Annotated in this window: 15 protein-coding genes; 9 read left to right on the top strand and 6 right to left on the bottom strand. The window is 55.7% G+C overall.

The annotated features are described in order from the left end of the window. Nucleotides 1–48 precede the first annotated feature (48 nt). The 4 genes from KSF73_14435 to KSF73_14420 form a co-directional block, all read right to left on the bottom strand. Nucleotides 49–1,179 (bottom strand): methyl-accepting chemotaxis protein, encoded by a 1,131-nt coding sequence (locus KSF73_14435; protein MBV1776912.1) that lies wholly within the window; start codon nt 1,177–1,179, stop codon nt 49–51. A 156-nt stretch (nt 1,180–1,335) separates the two neighbouring features. Continuing rightward, nucleotides 1,336–4,641, bottom strand: a complete 3,306-nt coding sequence (locus KSF73_14430; GenBank protein MBV1776911.1) for a PDZ domain-containing protein — start codon at nt 4,639–4,641, stop codon at nt 1,336–1,338. A gap of 135 nt (nt 4,642–4,776) precedes the next feature. Next, the gene (gene mog / locus KSF73_14425) at nt 4,777–5,358 is read right to left on the bottom strand and encodes a molybdopterin adenylyltransferase (protein ID MBV1776910.1); all 582 of its coding nucleotides are present in this window, start codon (nt 5,356–5,358) and stop codon (nt 4,777–4,779) included. Beyond that, nucleotides 5,355–5,948 carry a DUF615 domain-containing protein gene (locus tag KSF73_14420; GenBank protein MBV1776909.1) on the bottom strand — a complete coding sequence of 198 codons (594 nt, stop codon included), beginning with the start codon at nt 5,946–5,948 and terminating at the stop codon, nt 5,355–5,357. The genes mog and KSF73_14420 overlap by 4 nt, the downstream gene beginning before the upstream one ends. A gap of 57 nt (nt 5,949–6,005) precedes the next feature. On the opposite strand from KSF73_14420, the gene pmbA reads away from it, so the two are divergent. The 3 genes from pmbA to KSF73_14405 all read left to right on the top strand — a co-directional run bounded on the left by pmbA (nt 6,006) and on the right by KSF73_14405 (nt 10,603). Then, entirely contained in the window at nt 6,006–7,415 is a 1,410-nt protein-coding gene (gene pmbA, locus KSF73_14415) for a metalloprotease PmbA (GenBank protein MBV1776908.1), read from the top strand. Between the two features lie 220 nt (nt 7,416–7,635). Beyond that, complete coding sequence (locus KSF73_14410) at nt 7,636–9,261, top strand: DUF1800 domain-containing protein (protein ID MBV1776907.1); 1,626 nt, start codon at nt 7,636–7,638, stop codon at nt 9,259–9,261. Between the two features lie 10 nt (nt 9,262–9,271). Continuing rightward, complete coding sequence (locus KSF73_14405; GenBank protein MBV1776906.1) at nt 9,272–10,603, top strand: DUF1501 domain-containing protein; 1,332 nt, start codon at nt 9,272–9,274, stop codon at nt 10,601–10,603. A gap of 65 nt (nt 10,604–10,668) precedes the next feature. On the opposite strand, the gene KSF73_14400 is transcribed toward KSF73_14405, so the two are convergent. Further along, the gene (locus tag KSF73_14400) at nt 10,669–11,403 is read right to left on the bottom strand and encodes a beta-ketoacyl-ACP reductase (protein MBV1776905.1); all 735 of its coding nucleotides are present in this window, start codon (nt 11,401–11,403) and stop codon (nt 10,669–10,671) included. Nucleotides 11,404–11,612: 209 nt separating this feature from the next. On the opposite strand from KSF73_14400, the gene KSF73_14395 reads away from it, so the two are divergent. Then, entirely contained in the window at nt 11,613–12,734 is a 1,122-nt protein-coding gene (locus KSF73_14395) for an AFG1 family ATPase (protein MBV1776904.1), read from the top strand. After that, entirely contained in the window at nt 12,731–13,717 is a 987-nt protein-coding gene (locus KSF73_14390) for an NAD(P)H-quinone oxidoreductase (protein ID MBV1776903.1), read from the top strand. Before KSF73_14395 ends, KSF73_14390 begins: the two co-directional genes overlap by 4 nt. A 31-nt stretch (nt 13,718–13,748) precedes the next feature. Here the strand turns inward: KSF73_14390 and aroA are convergent, their stop codons facing one another. Next, a complete protein-coding gene (aroA, locus tag KSF73_14385; protein ID MBV1776902.1) occupies nt 13,749–15,065 on the bottom strand; it encodes a 3-phosphoshikimate 1-carboxyvinyltransferase in 1,317 nt (438 codons plus the stop codon). A gap of 167 nt (nt 15,066–15,232) precedes the next feature. Here aroA and KSF73_14380 point away from each other — a divergent pair, with 167 nt between their 5' ends. The 4 genes from KSF73_14380 to ubiD all read left to right on the top strand — a co-directional run bounded on the left by KSF73_14380 (nt 15,233) and on the right by ubiD (nt 21,878). Beyond that, entirely contained in the window at nt 15,233–17,497 is a 2,265-nt protein-coding gene (locus KSF73_14380) for a S9 family peptidase (GenBank protein ID MBV1776901.1), read from the top strand. A 172-nt stretch (nt 17,498–17,669) separates the two neighbouring features. Continuing rightward, a complete protein-coding gene (locus KSF73_14375) occupies nt 17,670–18,026 on the top strand; it encodes an FHA domain-containing protein (GenBank protein MBV1776900.1) in 357 nt (118 codons plus the stop codon). Nucleotides 18,027–18,038: 12 nt separating this feature from the next. Beyond that, on the top strand, nt 18,039–20,216 hold the full coding sequence (locus KSF73_14370; protein MBV1776899.1) for a serine/threonine-protein kinase: 2,178 nt from the start codon (nt 18,039–18,041) through the stop codon (nt 20,214–20,216). Between the two features lie 138 nt (nt 20,217–20,354). Then, on the top strand, nt 20,355–21,878 hold the full coding sequence (gene ubiD, locus KSF73_14365) for a 4-hydroxy-3-polyprenylbenzoate decarboxylase (protein ID MBV1776898.1): 1,524 nt from the start codon (nt 20,355–20,357) through the stop codon (nt 21,876–21,878). Nucleotides 21,879–21,935 lie beyond the last annotated feature (57 nt).

Here is a 21,935-nt window from a genome sequence, read left to right as displayed (position 1 = left end):
AGTTCTATTCCCAAGGTTAGTCGACTGGAAAGGGTGAGCTTTCAGTGACTAGAAATAGGTGATTTCTGTCGCACCGGTCTGCGCATGTTTGCCGTGATGAACCGAACGCTGCTCAAGGGTGGTGTAGGTTTTTTCAAGTGCTTGCATCCATTGCTCGATATTCACCGAAAGAATGGCACCTTGCTGCATGGCTTCCTGCATTTTCTTCATGTCAGTAATGACATGGGACAGTATCTGGCTCATGCGATCCTGATACTGCAAATCAACGAGTACTTGCTCGACCTCATGCTCCAGCGTGGCGGCATGCTGGCTTTCCTCGGATAGTTCGGCCTGCAGACGGCGTACAGCTTCATCAAACTGACTGATCACACGATGGATGACTGTGTTGGCATCCCCAATAATCTGCCCATCTGATTCGGCTGATACGCGTGCTATCTCTACCAGAGAACTCATGGCCTGATTGGCATTTACGATCTTTTCGGCAATCCGCTTACCCGTCTCGCCGGAGAGCGTAGACAGTTTGCGCACCTCATCGGCCACCACAGCGAATCCACGTCCATGCTCACCAGCACGGGCGGCTTCGATGGCTGCATTGAGTGCCAGCAGATTGGTTTGTCCGGCAATGGTAGCCACGTCGGATGCCATGACCTTCAGCTCTTCGGTGAAGCGCGACAGCTCGACGATATCTGAATGGAAGCGTTGCCGGGATGCTACGGCCTCTTGCAGCTTGCCGATGATTGTTCCTAAATCCTGCTCGCCGTCGTGAATGGAGCTGACGATTTCATTCGCATTTTCGCCGTGTGAATTGAGGCTAGACTTATGCGTACTCAGTATTTGCGAGAATCGCTGAATCAATGCATTGGTAGATGACTCGGTCTGACTTCTTGCCAGTTCGACGTTGCGCTCCCAAATGGGCACCACATCTGCAATCACGCGCTCCAGCTTACGCGCCAGATCGTGATCACTACTGGATGAATGATCTACCGCAGCAGACTGCCGCTCCAGGGTCTGCTTCTGCGTAGAGAGTGCATTGTCGATACCCTGCCACCCCATCCACGCCAAGCCCAGACTTCCTGCCAACATCAACCACGCTGTCAGGGATCCATCTTGAGCTGCGCTGACCAGCATGAGAACGCATAGAGCTACGAGCGCTGCTTTACCTTGTTGTGACGGAGACATGTGAATCTGCCTGTAGAAAGGATGGGGCACCCTTTGTTTTAGACAAGACAGATGCAAAAGCAAAGATGGATTTGGGGAGAGAACTAGATGAAAACGGGGCCGAAGCCCCGTGTAAACACTGATTGTTTCAGGTGTTAGATAGCTGCTGGTTAGTCGCTATTTAACTGACTTACCAACGGGTGGGATCGCACCTTGAACTAAAGGTTTGATGGGTTCACGTGTCAGTTTGTCCTGCAACCACTGAATGGCTGCTTCAAGCTGTTTATCGCCCCCTTCGAAGGTATGGCGCGGTGGGTTCTCGACGAGGATATCGGGTTCTACCCCGATACCTTCCACCATCAGCTCACCGGTTTTTACCGAGAACACGCCATTTTCAGCTGCGCGCGCCTGTCCGCCATCGACCAGTCGGTTGCCATCCGACAGCCACACACCGGCGCCGGCCGTGCGCTTACCAATCAGCGGCGCAATGCCCAGCTCCTTGATACCTGCAGCAAAAGCTTCGCCGTCAGAGTACGATTGCTCGTCAATCAGCACCACCAGATGTCCACGGAAGGTTTGCTGCATATTGGTGTATTTGAAATCGGGCGAGCCATCGCGCGGACGCCAGAAGGCCCAGGCACGGCGCAGCAGTTTTTCGATGATCCAGCTATCGATATTGCCGCCGTTGTTGCGGCGGACGTCGATGATCAGACCGTCGCGATTGATATTGGCATAGAACTCACGCGCAAAATTGGCGATATCATTGCCGCCCATGGCACGCAAATGAAGGTAACCAATCCGGCCCTTACTCGCTTCATCGACCTTACGGCGCAGTGACTCTTCCCAGTCACCATAGCGCAGACCGCTATTTGTCATGGCATTGGCCGCAATGATGATGGCTCGACGGGCATCCTGTCCACGCTTGAAGTCGATCAGGATTTGCTGGCCAGCCTGATTGCGCAGCAAATCGCTCAAGTCGCGCGCCTCGATGGTCAGCTTGCCGTTAATGGCGGTAATCACATCGCCTTCACGAATGTCGACACCGGGCTTCAGCAGTGGCGAGGCTTCATCCGGCAACTCCGGATCACCACGATAAATGTGCGTAACCTTGTATCCATCCGTTACCTTTTCAACTGTAGCGCCAAGGAAGGCCGGGGTACTGCCATCTCCGGCATTACGCACATCGCCCGGCCGCATCTGTGAGTGCAGGGTGCTGACTTCGCTGTTCATCTGCGCAATCAAGTCTTCCAGTTCCAGACGATCATTCACGCGCGGCAGCAATGCCTCGTATTTGGCGCGAACGGTCTTCCAGTCGGCTCCGCGCATATTGGGGTCGAACAGGAAATCACGGTGCATGCGCCATGCGTCGGCAAACATCTGGTTCCATTCGGCACGCGGCTGCAGGGTGACGTTCCAGTCGCCCGTGCGAACGGCCAGCTTGCTGACATCATCGGGCAACTTGGCACCTGCATCTGCGATCAGCAAGTCATTGTTTTGCTTGCGGATCATCACTTTCTTCTTGTCAGACGACAGCACTGCTTCGCGGACATCGTTGGCAAATACAAGGGCTTGCGGAGACGTAGCCTCGATGGGCAGCGTCTTCAGCACATGCTTGCCTTGTCCGCTTGCCTCCAGAATGTAGAGTCGCTTGTCATCGAGGTCGAGCCCGCGATAGTTGCCTGCAGCAAGCGGGACCTCAAACAGGCGTCCATTCAGACCATTCCAGACGATTGCAGGCAGCGCCTTGCTATCAGGTTTGGCCTTATCACCTTCGCCAGACTTGTCCTTGTCGGCTGACTTCTTGTCATGATCTTTGCTATCCGCTGCCTTATCGCCCTGGCTGACTTCCAGTTCATCCTTGGGCTGGAACGGGAAGCGCAGACCATCTTGCAGTGCCAGAGCATACACCTTGGTACGCTTGTCGAAGAACGGACCCATATTGCGATCGCCCCACGGACCCGCGATGCTCGCTTCAAAGTTGCGATCTGACAGGAAATACAGCCACTTGCCATCAGGACTAAAGGCGGGATCGTGGCTATCGTATTTTTCTGTGGTGACCATGTGTTTGCCACCACTGCTCATCTCAACGAGCACAATCTGGTTGCGCTGACCGGTGGCGCCGGTGCGCGACAGGGCGAGCGTCTTCGAGTCTGGCGAGAAGACAATATTGCTGTAGTCGCCGCTGATGCTTTCGTCCAGCAGAGTATTCTTGCCCGAGGCGATGTCGAGCAGCCACAGCTTGCCGAATTTGTTCCCGTGCACAATCCATTTGCCATCCGGCGATTCGACAAGGGTAGTGCGATACCCGGCCTGATCGCTGGTCAGCGCTTTGCCACCCTGGCTGCCATCGGCCGGGAAGCGCCAGATTTGCTGCTCGCCATTGGCATCATTGATGGCATATACCCATTTCCCGTTATGGCTAATGGTGGCCAAGCGCGAGCGGCTGCCAGCAGGGGTCGCGATATCGATGCGGCGCAGCTGGTTCTGACCCGCCAGTGCAATCTGACCACGGGCAACCAATGCGACGCGATTGCCGCTGGCGGCGAGATCCACAGACTCGAGCCAGTTCAGCGGATTACGAATCGTCCGTTCGGCTTGTTGACGGAAATCTGAAGAGAGATGGATATCCGGCACGCTATCTTTGCCGGACGCCAGGTCGAAGACATGAATGTCGGCACCCAGCTGGTAGACGATGTGACCCTGATCCAGACTTACGCCGCGCATATCCCACCCGCTATTGCGGGTTTCCTGGCGTAAGTCGCTGCCGTCAAAGGTACTGGACCATACGTTGTCTGTACCATCCTTGTCGGTGACAAAGTACAGACGACCCTGCCAGACCATGGGGCGTTTAGCCGGGAAGTTGAAAGCCAGCTTCACGGCCTCCGATTTGCCATTCACATCAAAGCGCCAGATTTCGGCAGCCAGACCACCGCGATATAGCTTGAGATTGTCATTGCGCACGGTTGGCCCATGGCGCACCACAAACAGTGTGTTGCCATCGTCACTCATCTCCGCATCCGTGACATCGGCCAGCGGAAAGGTGCGACGGGCGAGCGTATCCGGATGGACTGTCGAGATGACGCGTTGATTGTTCGGCCCGACACTATTGAATGCGCTGTATAGCACTTCACCTTTTGGCGTCCAACCCAGTACATGAACTGCGCCGCCCTCAAAGGTGAGCCGGCGTGGCTGTCCGCCTGCAGCAGGCATCACCCACGCTTCCTGCGTGCCTTCGTAGCTGGCAACAAATGCGATCAGCTTGCCATCTGGCGAGAGATGCGAGCGACTTTCTTCACTCTCGTGCGAGGTGAGACGATGTGCCTCGCCGCCCGTGATTGAGGCAGTCCAGAGATCGCCCTCGGCAGTAAAGACGAGCTGATTGCCGTGAACCGTAGGGTGACGGAAATAGCCATTCGAAGCGGATGCGGCGGATACAACACCAACAGCCAAAAGCGTGGCACGAGCCAGACGCGACAATCTCATTCAGGTCTCCTCCTGATGGGTGTGCAATGGTCTGGGAGTGTAGCGGAAACAATATAAAAGGCACACGCCATGCGATAAGCTGGCGTCAGGCTGGATGAGTGGTGATTCAGTCTTGTGAATCACCACTGGGATGCTTCAGGCGGGAACGGGCTTTTGTGCGCTCTTGGGGCGGAACGCTGAGACGACTTCCGGGTGGGTATCCATCCAGGGTGCGCCAATCAGATCGAGGCAATAGGGTACCGCGGCAAAAATGCCATGTACGCGCGTACTGCCATCTTCATTGCGCAGACCTTCCAGCGTTTCCTTGATCGACTTGGGCTGACCCGGCAGATTGAGGATGAGTGCTTGCTTGCGAATGACGCCAACCTGACGCGACAGAATAGCGGTTGGCACAAAGTTCAAGCTGATCTGGCGCATCTGTTCGCCAAACCCCGGCATTTCGCGATCCGCCACCGCCAGCGTGGCTTCCGGTGTGACATCGCGAATAGCAGGGCCAGTTCCACCGGTTGTCAGCACCAGACTGCATCCGACATCATCGACCAGCTCGCACAGCGTGGCTTCGATGATGGGCTGTTCATCGGCAATCAGTCGGGTATGCAGCTCGAAAGGCGTGGACAGCGCACGGCCTAACCAGTCGCTGAGCGCCGGAATGCCTTTATCTTCATACACGCCCGAACTGGCCCGATCGCTAATGGAGACGAGTCCGATGCGGATCATTCGTCATCATCCTCGTCATCATCATCGTCCTCGTCGTCCGTTGCCTTGGCAGGCAAGAGAGAGGGCGCCGGGAATAGCTCCTTCAGCAACTGGAAGAGCGAGCGAAAGTGCTTGGGCGGCTTGCCCGCAGCTTTTTCTGTGCGCGCATTGCGAACCATGGTGCGCAGCGCCTGAATATCAAGATCTGGATGATCATTGATCAGTTTTGCAACAGCGGCGTCGCTTGCGACCAGTTCGTCACGGGTGCGTTCCAGCATGTGTAACCAGGCCGTTTGCTGGTCGTTGTCACCCCGAAGCGCGGCGAGATAGGCCTGGATTGGCTCGGGATCGATGCTGCGCATCAGCTTGCCGATGTACTGCTTCTGGCGGCGGATGGCGCCATTGGCAGTCAGCCGCTTGGCTTCGGCGATGGCCGTGACCAAAGCTTCAGGCAGATCGAGCTTCTTGAGCTGATCCTTACCCAATGCGATAAGTTGTTCGCCCAGATCCTGAAGTGCGTCCATTTCGCGCTTCATCTGGGATTTGCTGACGAACTCAATTTCGTCGTCGTCGTAATATTCTTCGTGGTCGGATGCGTTTTGGCGAGCCATACTGATCAGTGAATTGAATCATCGTGAATTGTCATATGGGCTGTATGATACCGGATCATGACCCGACTCGCCGGATTAGTCGCCGGAGGGTCTTCGAGAGGAAGAATAAATATGAACGACAAACATCGAGGCAATACCGGGTTTTCTATGGCGCAGGCACAGTTACAGCAGCTGGTAAGCGATGCGCTGAATGAGGCAAAACAATTAGGTGCGACTGCCTGCGATGTCGATATCACTGAGGGTGTGGGGCAGAGCGTAGCGGTGCGCCTGGGCGAAGTTGAAACCATTGAATACAATCGCGACAAGGCTATCTCGATTACTGCCTATGTAGGTCAGGCGAAGGGACATGCCAGCAGCTCGGATTTTTCACCGGCCGCCATTGCGCAAACTGCGGCAGCTGCGGTCGCCATTGCCCGCCATACCGCTGCTGACCCGTGTGCAGGTTTGCCAGATGCTGATCGTCTGGCCACCACGTTTCGCGAACTGGATCTTTATCACCCCTGGTCAATTGATGTCGAAAGCGCCATCACCATGGCGCTGGACTGCGAGGCGGCGGCGCGTGGCGTGGATCCGCGTATCAGTAACTCCGAAGGTGCCAATGTCGCCAGCCATACCTCACACTCGGTATTCGCCAATTCGCTCGGTTTTATGGGTTACCAGCAATCCAGCCGCCACTATCTGTCCTGTACGGTGATCGCACAGGAAGGGGAGGCCATGCAGCGCGACTACTGGCATTCCAGCCAGCGGTGTCCGGATGATCTCGATACGCCAGAGGCTGTGGGACGCAAAGCGGGGGAGCGCGCACTGTCGCGTCTCGGAGCGCGACGGATTCCAACGGGTGAGTATCCAGTCTTGTTTGAACCAGCGATGGCTGCCGGGCTGCTTGGCCATTTCGTGTCAGCCATTTCTGGCGGCGCGTTGTATCGCGGTGCGACCTTTCTGGCAGATAGCCTTGGCAAACAAGTGTTTTCACCCATTGTGCGCCTGAGCGAGGATCCGTTTATTCCGCGTGCCTTTGGTAGCGGCAATTTCGATGCAGAAGGCGTAGCGACGCAGGCGCGAGATCTGCTTGTCGATGGTGTGGTTCAGGGCTATATCCTTGGATCGTATTCGGCACGCAAGCTGGGGATGCAATCCACCGGTAATGCTGGTGGCACGCATAATCTGATTCTTCATTCTACCGCAGGTGATTTCACCGATATGCTGAAACGGCTGGGTACCGGATTACTGGTCACTGAAATGCTGGGGCAGGGCGTGAACTCGGTGACAGGTGACTACTCACGCGGTGCGGCGGGTTACTGGGTAGAAAATGGCCAGATCATGTACCCGGTCGAGGAAATTACCATTGCGGGCAATCTGAAGGATATGTTCCGGCAGATTGTGGCGATTGGCAGTGATGTGGAAATTCGCGGCGCGAAACGGCTCGGGTCGGTGTTGATCGAACGGATGCGCGTGGCTGGCTTGTAAACGCCGCAGCCGGAGCGCCATTCATCGGAAGAATCGGCAAGTGAGCAAATATGATTTTGAGCCACTTGCCGACTCTGTCTAATAAATCATTGGCTTGTATTAGTGTTATCGATATTGTGAGCCAATTGTCCTATCTGTAAATTCCTCTGTCATGGGCTGGACTTCTGAATTGGACTGAGTATGCTACGTGCATAACTCTGTCCGGTACGGGAGTGCAAAGATGTCAGCAAAGAGAAAATGGGTGAGTGCAATCGCTGCTATCGCATGTGCCTTGCCTGCGGCGTGTGCCACGCTTACCTCTCAGGAAGCATCACGTTTTCTGGAACAAGCCAGTTTTGGCCCGACGACGCAATCGGTGGCTGACGTACAGCGCCTGGGTGTGGGCGGCTGGCTCGACCAGCAATTCGCCACGCCTGCTACCGGTTACGCCGGATTCAGCTATATGGATCCGAGCAGCTCGGTCGGCTGCCCCAAGGATACGGCGCCACCAACCTGTCATCGCGATCACTACACGCTCTATCATCTGCAGCGCCGCTTCTTTATGAATGCCCTAACTGGTCCCGACCAGTTGCGTCAGCGTGTGGCCCTGGCACTGAGTCAGATTATGGTGACGTCTGGCGTACGCATTAATCAGCCGTATGCCATGGCTGCCTATCAGCAAATTCTGCTGAATGATGCATTTGGCAATTTTTCGACCTTGCTCAAGGATGTTTCGCTGAGTCCCGCTATGGGCCGTTATCTGGACATGGTGAACAATGATAAAGCCAATCCCGCCAAAGGCACGGCTGCCAACGAAAACTATGCGCGGGAGCTGATGCAGCTCTTTAGTCTGGGACTGGTGCAACTTAATGCCGATGGCAGCATTAAAAAGGATAGCGCGGGCAATCCGCTGGCCTCGTACACTCAGGAGCAGATTGAAGAAACCGCGAATGCCCTGACTGGCTGGACCTTTCCGGCTCGTCCCGGCGCTGCGCCTAAATGGACCGACCCTGCCTATTACCTCGGACAGATGGTGGCGATCGAATCACATCACGATGTCACACGCAAAACGATTGTTAGCGATACGGTTATTCCTGCAGGGCAAGCGGCAGCGAACGATGTCGAGGGTGTGATCGCTGCCATTTCACGCCACCCGAATGCAGGGCCATTTATTGGCCGTCAGCTTATTCAGCACTTGGTTACCAGTAACCCGTCTCCGGCTTATGTGGCACGTGTCACGGCCGTGTTCAACAATAACGGCAATGGTGTACGCGGTGACCTGAAGGCAGTGATTAGCACTATTCTCACTGATCCGGAAGCGCGTAATCAGCCCACATTAGTCGCCGAGTATGGCCGCCTGCGTGAGCCAGTGCTTTACCAGCTTGCGCTGATGCGTGCATTGGGCGGAACATCTGACGGTGTGTATCTGCGTGGACAGGCTGCTGTCATGCTGCAGGACATCTTCAATTCGCCGACGGTATTCAGTTTCTATCCGCCGGATTATCTGCTGCCCGGGAACAAGTCGTTGCAAGGCCCACCTTTTGCAATCTACAACGCTTCTTCTTCTGTGGCGCGTAGCAACTTCACCATAGGCATCTTGAATAAGAACGGGATCGCAGCCGATGCCAGTGTGCCGGATTCCATTGGCACCAAGATCGATTACGCCACGTGGTTGCCACTGGCTGCCACACCCACGGCACTGGTCGACAAGATTGATGCAACGCTGTTTCATGGAACGATGTCGGCTGATCTGCGTACGCTGATTTTGAATGCGGTGAACGGGGTGAAGGCATCGGATAGTTTTAATCGGGTTCGCAGTGCGCTCTATCTTGCCGCGATGTCCCCGCAATTCCAGATTCAACGCTGAGGAGCCACCCATGAGTGTTTCACGCAGACATTTTCTGAAGGGTGCTGCTGCAACGGCTGCGCTGTCGCAACTCAGCTGGTTGAATGCCATGGCAGCAGGTACAACCACATCGGGAGCGGGTGACTACCGCGCTCTGGTATGTGTGTTTCTGTTTGGCGGTAATGACGCCAATAATATGGTGATTCCGACTGATGCCAATGGATACGCAGCCTACCAGAAGGCAAGACAGGGGCTGGCGCTGGCGCAGAATACACTGGCACCGCTCGCGGGCAGCAATTTTGGACTGCATCCCGATCTGGCTGATCTGGCGAATATTTGGCAGCAAGGCAAACTGGCGGTGCAGTTCAATGTCGGCACGCTCATGAAGCCGACAACGCAGGCACAATACAAGGCCGCTGGTGCTATTTTGCCGGCGAATCTGTACTCCCATTCGGATCAGCAATCACAATGGCAATCCTCGATCAGCGCAGGACAAGGGACAACAGGCTGGGGTGGCCGACTGGCCGATCTGTATAACAATGGCGGTGTGGTGCCGCCGGCTTTGTCGATCAGCGGAAGCGAATTATTCGTTACAGGCAAAAGCACGACCGGACTTGTTATCAGTGCATCCGGCGGGTTGGGGATGAGTGGATTCGGCAGCACCCCCTCCACCAACCCACTCTATCAATCACTGAGCAGGATGCTGGCGCTGGATGCGGGTAATAGTCAGGGTCGGGCAGCGGCCACTACCCTCAAGTCGGCAATGGCGGCAGGCGATCTGATCAATCCGGTTGTAACTGCTACAACGCCGGTAGATGCCTTGTTCAGTGGACTGACCGGCACGCTGGGTAAGCAGCTCTGGCAGGTGGCTAGACTCATTAATGCGCGTAGTCAGCTGGGCGGTGGACGCCAGGTATTTTTCGTGAGCCTTGGCGGGTTTGATACGCACACCAATCAACTCAACACCCAAAGCCAGTTGTACAAGGATGTGGGGGCGTCACTCAAAGCATTCTACGATGCCATGAATCAGCTAGGTGTTGGCAATCAGGTCACGACATTTACCATGTCCGACTTCGCCCGGACGCTAAAACCCAATAGCAGTGGAGGTTCCGATCATGGCTGGGGTAGCCACCATTTGGTGGTGGGTGGCGCAGTGAAGGGCGGGACGTATGGCACCTTCCCGAACCACACACTAGGCGGCCCGGATGATACCAGTGACGAAGGGCGCTGGATTCCAACAACCTCGGTTGATCAGTATGGCGCAACATTGGCCGGCTGGTTTGGCGTGCCGGAAGCGGGCATGACCGGTATTTTCCCGAATCTGGCGGCATTTCCGGGGGCACGACCCGCGTTCATGGGCTAGGGTGATCCGAATGACCAGAAAAAAACGGGGCAATCTGCCCCGTTTTTTATTGACGCACAGGCATATTAGAACATGTGCTGACCGCCATTGATGGCGATATTGGAGCCAGTAATAAAGCCCGCGTGCTCGCCAGCCAGGAACGCTACCAGATCGGCGACTTCGCCCGGTTCGCCCAGTCGACCCACCGGAATACCGGAGATGATGGCGTTACGGACTTCTTCCTTCACTGCCATGACCATATCGGTGCCGATGTAGCCCGGACTCACGGTGTTCACCGTCACGCCCTTGCGCGCCACTTCCTGTGCCAGCGCCTTGGTGAAACCATGCATACCAGCCTTGGCTGCCGAGTAGTTGGTCTGGCCAAACTGGCCTTTCTGGCCGTTGATCGAGGAAATATTGATGATGCGGCCAAAACCGCGCTCAAGCATATTGTCTACAAAGGGCTTGGTAACATTGAACACGGAATCCAGATCGGTCCGCATCACGACATCCCAGTCGACCTTGGTCATCTTGCGGAAGGTGGTGTCTTTGGTGATGCCGGCGTTGTTCACCAGGATGTCTACATGGCCAACTTCAGCTACGATTTTTGCTGCCAGCGCCTGGCAGGAATCGAAGTCGGCAACATCGCACTGGAATGCGCGGAACTCAAAGCCTAGTTCGCGCTGATCTGCAAGCCACTTGTCTTCACGTCCCGGACGGCTGAAAGTGGTCAGCACCGTATAACCATCTTTGGCGAGACGCTGGCAAATGGCTGTTCCAATGCCGCCCATACCACCGGTTACAAGTGCAATTCTGGTCATGCTTCATTCTCCTCATTTTTTCGAAGTACGTTGCCTACACAGGGTGCTGCAGTTCGGTCATGTCGCTGTAACCATAGACACAGACTATATCCGAGTAGTATGTGTTCGTCATGTTACAAATGCTTTAGCTATAATCTACGTCAATAAATTTTTTTGCGCTGGCTGAACCGATGTCTCAACACGTATTTACTGCCCACATTGTCGCGGGGATGCCACCATCCGAATGGTATGCAGAAGCGATCAAGCTGGAAGGCTTTCAGCATGATGCCGCTCAAGAGAACGCCATTCGCCATCTGCAGCGCCTGTTTGACGATCTGGTCGAGTTCAAACGCAAGCGTAATCGCTGGTTTGGGCGTAGTTTGCTACCTACACCAGACCTGCCCAAGGGCTTGTACTTCTGGGGTGGGGTGGGGCGCGGCAAGAGCTTCCTGATGGACGGCTTTTTTGCCTGCCTGCCTTACAGTCGCAAGCGACGCCTGCACTTTCACCATTTCATGCACGAGGTGCACGATGGACTTCGAAAACTAAAAAATGAAGCCGATCCACTGGCAAAAGTAGCAGCAGATATCGCCAGGGACACACGCGTTTTGTGTTTTGATGAGTTCCATGTGTCCGATATCGCCGATGCCATGATTCTGGGGCGACTGTTTACGCATTTGTTCGATCTGGGCGTGGTGCTGGTGGCAACGTCGAACTACGCGCCAGATGAGCTCTATCCGAATGGACTGCAGCGCCAGAATTTTCTGCCAGCCATCGATCTGATCAAGCGCCACGTTGATGTTGTGAATGTGGATGGCGGTAACGACTACCGTATGCGCACGCTGGAGCAGGCCCGGATCTATTTTTCGCCGGTTGATACACAAACCGATATCGAGCTGGGCAAATTGTTTACCGCACTGGCTTCCGGCGGAGATCTGGACACAGATCTGGTGATCGAGTCGCGCCCGGTTAAAGCACGACGACATTCGGCGGGCATTATCTGGTTTGATTTCAAGGAGCTGTGTGGTGGCCCGCGCTCGCAAACAGATTACCTGTGGCTGGCACGGCAATTCCATACGGTGATTGTTTCCAATATTCCCAAGCTGGAAGCCAAACAGAGCTCAGAAGCCCGCCGTCTGACCTGGCTAGTAGATGTGTTTTACGACTATCGCGTGAAGCTGGTGATCTCGGCAGATACAGAGGCAGAAACCATTTACACCGAAGGCATGTTTGCCAACGAATTTTTCCGCACAGCCAGTCGTCTGACCGAGATGCGATCACACGATTATCTCGCCTTGCCGCACGAAATCGGCAAGCCAGACGATGCAAGCCTGATGGTAGCCATGACATGATCGACGAAATGATGCAGTCCATTACGCAATCCGCGCCCGGCGGCAGTGATACCCTCGTCTGGGCGGCTGTACCCATGCCTGTACCGGGCGAACGGCAGTTACTGGTGCGCGTGCGGGCTGCAGGGGTGAACCGTGCCGATATCGTCCAGCGTGAAGGTAAATACCCGCCACCACCCGGTGCGCCATTGACGCTGGGCTTGGAAGTGGCAGGTGAGGTGGCCGCGGTCGGCTCGGGATGTACGCGGTTTAAGGCGGGCGATGCGGTGTTGGGGCTGGTGGCGGGCGGCGCGTATGCCGAATATGCCTTGCTGGATGAAGACCTCGCACTTGCCAAGCTGGACGCCTGGAGCTGGGTGGAAGCGGCCAGCCTGCCGGAAGCCTGGATGACAGCCTGGTTCAATCTGGTCGAGATTGGTCAGCTTAAGGCTGGCGAGACAGCCTTGATTCATGCCGGAGCCAGTGGCGTCGGTACGGCAGCAATTCAGCTAGCAGGCTTACTGGGTGCGCATGCGATTGCCACGGTCGGTAGCGATGAAAAGGCAGACTGGTGCCGCAATATGGGCGCGTCCTCGGTCTTCAATTACAAGTCCGAACCGGATTTTCATCAGCAGATAAAAGCACAGGGCGGCGCAGATTTCATTCTCGACTGTGTTGGCGCGGACTATCTGGCGGGTAATGTCGCCTGCGCCAAACAGGATGGGCGGATTGTCATCATTGGCGGCATGTCTGGCCGTCAGGCAATGCTGGATATCGGACTGCTGCTCATGAAGCGGGTGACTTTACGCGGCTCGACGTTGCGCAGCCAGCCACTGGCGGTGAAGGCGCGTCTGACTCAGGCACTGCGCGATACGATCATACCTGCGCTGCAAGCGGGTCAGCTCAAGATGACAATCGATTCGACTTATCCCGTGCAGGCGGTTGCCGATGCACATGACTATGTCGAGGCCAACCGCAATCTGGGGAAAGTGGTGCTGGTCATGTAGCAAGTGCGGGATCGCCCGATCCCGCCACTGCTTAGCGCTTTGTGACGGTTTCGAGTGCTGAAAAATACTCGGGAAAGGTCTTTCCCACACACTTGGGATCGTTGATCACGATGTGCGTACCGCCCACTGCTACAAGCGAGAAGCACATTGCCATACGGTGGTCGTCATAGGTGTCGATCACCGCATTGGGTGTGAGCTCTGCGGGCGGGGTGATGCGAATATAGTCCGCACCTTCCTCTACAATGGCGCCAACTTTGCGTAGTTCAGTAGCCATGGCGGTGAGACGGTCGGTTTCCTTAACGCGCCAGCTGGCCACGTTACGAATGGTGGTGGTGCCGTCGGCAAAGAGTGCCAGAACGGCAATCGTCATTGCAGCGTCGGGGATGTGATTGAGGTCAATATCCAGTGCGCGCAACTTGCTACCTTCGGCGACCTTCGGGCCACTCGCATCGATGTAGCCTTCGCCGATGCTTACCAGCGCACCCATCTGCGCCAGTGTTTCGGCAAAACGCACATCGCCCTGAATACTATCGCGCCCCACGCCCTCCACCCTCACCGGTCCGCCGCCAATGGCACCTGCAGCCAGGAAGTACGATGCCGAGCTGGCATCGCCTTCAACATGAATGAGGTCAGGGCTGCGATAGCGTTGCTGCGCAGGCAGGATAAATTCTTTCCATCCACGGCGTTCTACATGCACGCCAAATCGACGCATCAGGTTCAGGGTAATTTCGATATAGGGCTTGGAGATCAGCTCGCCTACGACTTCGATGCGCGCATCCACGCCGGTCAGTGGCAGCGCCATCAATAGTGCGGTCAGAAATTGGCTGGAAACATTGCCATTCACCTTGGTGCGCAGACCGGGCGAGGTGTCATCCGGTTGCTGGAAGGGGCTGATACGCAAGGGAGGGAAGCCCTCGTTGCCCAGAAAATCCACGTGTGCGCCCAGTTCGCGCAGTGCGTCGACCAGATCGCCGATCGGACGCTCGTGCATGCGCGGCACGCCGCTTAATTCGTACTGTCCTTGCATCAACGCCAGTGCAGCAGTCAGCGGCCGGAATGCGGTGCCTGCATTGCCGAGAAACAGCTTGGCATCGTGCGCCGGAAACTTGCCGTTGCAGCCATGCACGCGATAGTCATCGCCCTCGCCCAGTTTTTCCCATTGCACGCCCAGTGCGGTCAGTGCTTCCAGCATGCGCTGCGTATCATCCGAATCGAGCAAGCCGCGAACCTCGGTGACACCAGAGGCTAGTGCAGCCAGTAAAAGGGTGCGATTGGAAATACTTTTTGAGCCGGGCAGGCGAATAGTGCCTGAAGCAGAGCGGGCGGGAGCAAGAGCAAGCGATTCCATGAGACTCATTCATGTTGCAGTGCAAGAAGGAGGGTCAGTGTAAACGGCAATCCGTCCATTTGGCTAGGCGCATTAGTCACAAACTTATAATCTGTCGCCATCTGTGTCTGGACAAATTTTTCTGACTCGGCACACTGCACGCATTTCAAGCAATATCCGGTCAGATAATGGGCCAGGGAGACAAAGTGAGAATCAAGACGCTTGCACGCGCCATCTGTTTAGTGACGGCTGCTGCCAGCCTGCATGTGGCTGCGGAACAACTGAATATTGACGCCATTTTTGGCGGGACATCGCTGGCTGGCCCCACACCACGCGGTGTGCGCATGTCGCCGGATGGTAATCAGGTTGGTTTCCTGCGCGGGCGTGCTCAGGATCAATATCAGCTGGATTTGTGGGTGTATGACCTCGACAAGAAGTCGACGCATCGTTTAGTGGATTCGCGCGAGCTGGTGCCGGAAGAAGAACTGACTGACGCCGAAAAGGCGATGCGCGAACGCGCCCGAACGGCAGGATTGCGCGGCATTATTGATTATCAGTGGTCGAGCGATGGGCGCAAGCTGCTGTTCCCGCTGGGCAAGGCACTGTACTTTCTGGATCTGGACAAGCAGTCGGCAGGCGCACGCAAGCTGGTTGAAGGTGAAGGCCTGCTTGATCCGAAGATTTCGCCAAAGGGCCATTATGTATCGTGGGTTCGTGATCAGAATCTGTACGTGATTGATCTGGCGACCAATGCAGTGCGCCAGTTGACTCAGGATGGTAAGGGCACGGTTCACAATGGTGAGGCCGAGTTTGTCGCGCAAGAAGAGATGGATCAGCACAGCGGCTACTGGTGGTCGCCTGATGACGCCTCGATTGCGTTCAAGCAATACGATGAGGCACAGGTGCCGGAAGCACAGCGTTTCGAAATCTATGCAGATCGCACGGAGGTGATCCGCCAGCGCTACCCCTATGCGGGCGCCAAAAATGTGACAGTGAAGTTGGGCGTATCAACGCTGAAAGATGGTTCGATCCGCTGGCTGGATCTGGGGGGAGATGCCGATATCTATCTGCCGCGCGTCAGCTGGATGAATGCGAGCACGCTCACGTTTCAGCGTGAAAGCCGCAACCAGCAATCGCTGGAGCTGATCGCAGCCGATCTGGCGAGCGGCAAGCAAGCGCCACTGCTGAGCGAATCTTCCGCGACATGGATCAATCTGCATAACGATCTGCGCTTCCTGAAAAAGCGTGATGCTTTTATCTGGGCGTCCGAACGCTCCGGCAACAAGCATTTGTATTTGCATGACCGCAGCGGCAAGCAGGTTCATCCGCTGACTACGGGCGACTGGAATGTCGATCATGTCGAGGCGGTAGATGAGGCCGCTGGCGTGGTGTATTTCTCCGCCAACCTTGACGCAGTGACCGACAAGCAACTGTACGCGGTGAAGCTGGATGGGAGCAACGCAGGCAAGCCGGTGCGCGTATCGCGTGAAGATGGCTGGCACGATGTGTCCTTTGCCGGTGCGGCCAGCAAAACTGCCATGTATGTGGATACCTGGTCGGATGCGATGAATCCGCCGAAAACGGCCATTCGGGGCATGGATGGCAAGGTGTTGAGCTGGATTGAGGAAAACAAGCTTGATGCAGCGCATCCCTACAGCAAGTATCTCGATGCGCATATCAAGCCTGAATTTGGCACGCTTAAGGCAGAAGACGGGCAGACATTGCAGTACCGCATGTACAAGCCGCTCGGCTTTGAGGCAAGCAAGCGCTATCCCGTGTTTATCAAGGTGTATGGCGGCCCAACTACCCAGTTGGTCAATCGCGGCTGGAATCGTGATTTATTCGATGAATACATGGCGCAACGCGGCTATGTGGTGTTTACCCTGGATAATCGGGGCTCCTCGCGCCGCAGCCGCGCGTTCTCCGATGCCATCTACAAGCATCTGGGTCGCGCCGAAGTGGCGGACCAACTGGCAGGTATTCACTGGCTGAAGTCGCAACCTTTTGTTGATTCGCAGCGTATTGGCATGTTTGGCTGGAGCTATGGCGGCTATATGACCTTGATGATGCTGGCAAAGGCATCAAACGAACTTGCTGCCGGCGTATCGGTCGCACCTGTGACGGACTGGAGTCTGTACGATAGCCATTACACAGAGCGTTTCCTGTCGTCGCCGCACACCAATGCGGCGGGATATGCCGGCAGTAAGGTAGAGGCCTATCTGGACGGGATGACATCGCCGCTGCTGCTGGTGCATGGCATGGCGGATGATAATGTGCTGTTCACCAATAGCACGCAGTTGATGGCATCCCTGCAAACCAAGGGCACGCAATTCCGTCTGATGACCTATCCGGGCGGCAAGCATGGCATGTCTACGCCCGCGATGAAGAAGCATGTCTACCACTTGATCGCAGATTATTTCGACGAAAAGGTTAAAGGTAAAGCCGTTCACTAGGCTGAACAATTGCCTGTAAGCGGGAGGACGCCATGACGGTGTCCTCTTTTTTTATTTAACTGTATCTAAATAGACTGATGAAAGCTGATGATCCGTCCCATCATCGGCTTCTCGTCGTATTGGTGGTTTTCTCCGTGATACCATGGCACATAGTCTAATGGGGAGGTTTGCTGTGAGTGCATATTTTTGCTTGAACCTGATGGTGGGAAAGGTGATTGCCCATCGCTTCCCTCTGGTGTCGGGCAGCAATTTGATTGGCCGCAGCAGCGATTGCCACATTAATTTGGTTGATGGCACTGTCAGCAGTATTCATGCCGAGATTCTGGTGCAAGAAAATCCCGAATCTGCCGAATTCGTCGATATCACCATCCACGATTGCAAAAGCACCAATGGTGTGTGGGTGAATGAACGCCAGATTATGGATGCGCGCTTGAGAGTCGGGGACCAGATTCGCTGCGGAGAAGCCATGCTGGTACTCGCATATCCCGAACACGCAACCGCAGACCTCACCAACGTATCAATGGCCTGATGCCATATGAGCATGGATGCAGTATCCCGCATCAGTCGGCGGCAAATGCTGCTGCAATCATTGGCGCGCCTGTCGCCAGGTGAGCGGGAGGCCTGGCTGCATGAGCATTGCGCCGACGATCCCGAACTGGCTCAGGAAGTACTCGCCCTTTTGCAGCAAACGCGAACAGTCGTGAAATCCTCCGATGGACGCGCGCCGGAGTCCATGATCGGGCGTCAGGTGGGGCGCTATCGAATCGTGTCGCAGATCGGTGCTGGCGGCATGGGTGAAGTCTATCTTGCAGAGCGCATTGATGACTTTGCCATGCAGGTTGCGCTCAAGCTGATTACCCGCAGCTCTTCCGCGCATGCAGATCTGTTCGCTCGTGAAAGGCAGATGCTGGCCAGCCTGCAACATCATGGCATTGCGCAGATTTTTGATGGCGGCAGCGATGAGTCGGGCAATCCTTATTTCGTCATGGAATACGTGGATGGCCACCCGATTACCCTGTACGCTACCTTGCATAAGCTGGATATCCGTGCCCGCTTGCGCCTGTTTTTGCAGGTCTGCGAAGCGGTATCGCATGCGCATCGCAATATGATCGTGCATCGTGATATCAAGCCGGGCAACATCCTGGTGACGTCTGCAGGTGTCGCCAAACTACTGGACTTTGGTATCGCGACCGCCCACGCCCAGCCTGATGCACCCGACGAACTCACTTCCACTGCGCATACGCCCGGCTACGCGAGCCCGGAGCAGCGTGCAGGCGGACGCGTGGTATTTGCATCCGACCAGTACGCGCTAGGCATGTTGCTATACGAGCTGCTGACCGGTAAGCGCCCCCCCGTTGCCGATGCGCAGGGACAAACGCTTGGGACGATGCTCGCCAGCGATCTTGTGATAATGCCGCAAACACTTGCCTCATTGCCACCGGCCATGCCAGAGCCCGCATTGCGGCAGGCACTAAAGGGCGAGCTGGATGCGATTCTGCTGCGCGCGACTACCTACGATCCGAATGCGCGTTACCCATCGGTTGGTAATCTGGCTGCGGATGTCCGTCGCTATTTGTCTGGCAAGCCACTCGCGACCATGCCTCGGTCCAATCGCTATGTGTTACGCAAGTTTATTGCGCGGCATAAAGTCGAATCACTGGCAACGGGATTGTTGCTGGCGGGTTTGATGGTGGCCGGCACATTTACAGTCTTGAGTTGGCGTGCCGAGTTACGTGCGCACGAAGAAGCCTCCCATGCAGCAGCGGAGGCGGCGGCGGTGAATGACTTTCTGGTATCGATGCTGTCCGCTCCAGACCCCAGGGTATCGGGCAAGGATGCGCGCATTGTCGATTTGCTTGATGACGCTGCCAAGCAGATTGAACAACGCTTCGCCGGGCAACCCATTGTTCAGGCAAGACTTTACAAAACATTGGGTGTCAGCTATTCAGGATTGGGCAAACCCGAGCTCGCTGGCAAATTACTGGAACGTGCCTGGCATTTATACGAGCAGCACGTCGGACCGCTCTCGCTTGAGTCCCTGACTGCCGAAAACGATTGGCTGGAATCGCAGGCTGATGTGATTACGCCTGACCGCGGATTGGCGCTGGCCGAGTCCTTCTATAACAGAACGGTACCCGTACTAGGGAAGCGCCATCCACTGAGTTTGACCGCCCTCAATAATCTGGCGGTTCACGTCATTATTCATGCGTATGCACATACCCCGCCCGATTTCACAAAAGCCCTGGCGCTGTCGGACGAAAACTACCGTCTACGGATGGAGGTATACGGGGAAGGTGACAAGCGTACAAGCCATGCGCGCAATAATCTTGCCAATCTCGAAGCACGCCTCAATCACCACGATATTGCATTGGAGCTGTACGCAGAAAACCTGAAGTGGCAGCAGCAGACGTTCGGCAATCTGAATTTCTATACGCTCGATACCATGGCGAATATGGCGTACTCTGAGGTTAAAACCGGCCATCCGGAACGCGCACTGCCGCTGCTGGAAGCGTCGCTGGCAGGTATGAGCAAAGTCATGGGTGATGATCATCCACGTACCATTTCGGTGATGCTGGAAAAAGGGCGGGTGCTGCTCAAGATGGGCAAGTCTGAGGAAGGCCGCGCCTTACTGCAAAGCGTTCAAACGCATGCGAGCGCCACCGATCCGGATATACAGGATAGCGTGGCGCAAGCGAGCAAGCTCCTGGCGCCTAAATAATCGCTTGTCGAAAAATAATCCATGCATGAATGTTCCTGTCGCCTGCATGGCGGTATGATCGCGCCTCACCGCGCGGTAGAGGCGCATGTGTCGTTTGAGCGTCGGTCCTCAGGCGACTGATAGCAACAGGTAGATGCCATGAAATATTCCGATCTTCGCGACTTTATCAATCAGCTTGAGGCTCAGGGCGAGTTGAAGCGTGTGAGCGTACCTGTGTCGCCCAAGCTGGAAATGACGGAAATCTGCGACCGCACCCTGCGCAAGGGTGGACCGGCGATTCTGTTTGAAAATGTACCTGGGTACAGCATGCCAGTGCTAGGGAATTTATTTGGCACACCGCATCGTGTTGCACTGGGTATGGGGGCGCAAGATGTCAGTGCGCTACGCGAAATCGGCCAGCTGTTGGCCTATTTGAAAGAGCCAGAGCCGCCCAAAGGCCTGAAAGATGCCTGGGACAAGTTACCCTTGCTAAAGCAAGTGATGAATATGTCCCCCAAAGTGCGCGCCAGCGGACCGTGCCAGGATGTGGTGAAAGAGGGCGGAGCCGTTGATCTTGGCAGTATTCCGGTACAGCATTGCTGGCCTGGCGATGTCGCACCTCTGATTACATGGGGGCTTGTGGTGACACGTGGGCCGCATAAGTCGCGCCAGAATCTCGGCATTTATCGCCAGCAAATCATTGGCCGAAACCAGGTGATCATGCGCTGGCTTGCGCATCGTGGCGGGGCGCTGGACTTCCGCGAACACGCTATCAAATCACCGGGTACACCTTTCCCCATTTCGGTGGTGCTGGGGTGCGATCCGGCCACCATTCTTGGTGCAGTGACGCCTGTACCGGATTCATTGGGTGAATACCAGTTTGCTGGCTTGTTACGCGGCAGCAAAACCGAACTAGTGAAATGCATCGGAAATGATCTGAATGTGCCGGCCACAGCGGAGATTGTGCTGGAAGGCGTGATCCCAACGTGCGAAGCTGGCTTCCGAGGCGTCAGCGAAGCGGGCGTGCCGCTTAAGGAAGTCAACGGTTACCTGTATGCGCTCGAGGGACCTTATGGCGATCACACTGGCTACTACAACGAGCAGGACTGGTTCCCGGTGTTTGAAGTTCAGCGCATCACGCATCGAAAAGACCCGATCTACCACAGCACCTATACCGGCAAACCGCCAGATGAGCCGGCCATTCTGGGGGTAGCACTCAACGAAGTGTTCGTCCCCATCCTGAAAAAGCAGTTTCCGGAAATTGTCGATTTTTACCTGCCACCGGAAGGGTGTTCCTACCGCATGGCGATTGTGTCGATGAAAAAAGCGTATGCAGGCCACGCCAAGCGCGTGATGATGGGCGTTTGGTCGTTCCTGCGTCAGTTCATGTACACCAAATTCATTGTAGTGGTGGATGATGATGTCGATACGCGTGACTGGAAGGAAGTGATCTGGGCGATTACCACCCGGATGGATCCGGTGCGCGATACGGTGATGGTGGATCATACCCCCATCGACTACCTCGATTTTGCCTCGCCGATTTCCGGCCTTGGCTCAAAAATGGGGATGGATGCCACTAACAAGTGGCCAGGTGAAACCAATCGAGAATGGGGTGTTCCGATTAGTCGGGACGCTGATGCGAAGGCCAGGGTTGATGCGCTGTGGGATTCGCTTGGACTATAAGCACTGCTGAACGCCCGCCATGCGTCCTCATGGCGGGGGATGAACATTGCTTCAGTC

It is taken from the genome of Burkholderiaceae bacterium DAT-1 (assembly GCA_019084025.1).
Lineage (GTDB): Bacteria > Pseudomonadota > Gammaproteobacteria > Burkholderiales > Chitinimonadaceae > DAT-1.
The sequence above is the reverse complement of the archived record's forward strand: the minus strand, read 5'-3'. Positions and strand labels throughout refer to the sequence as shown.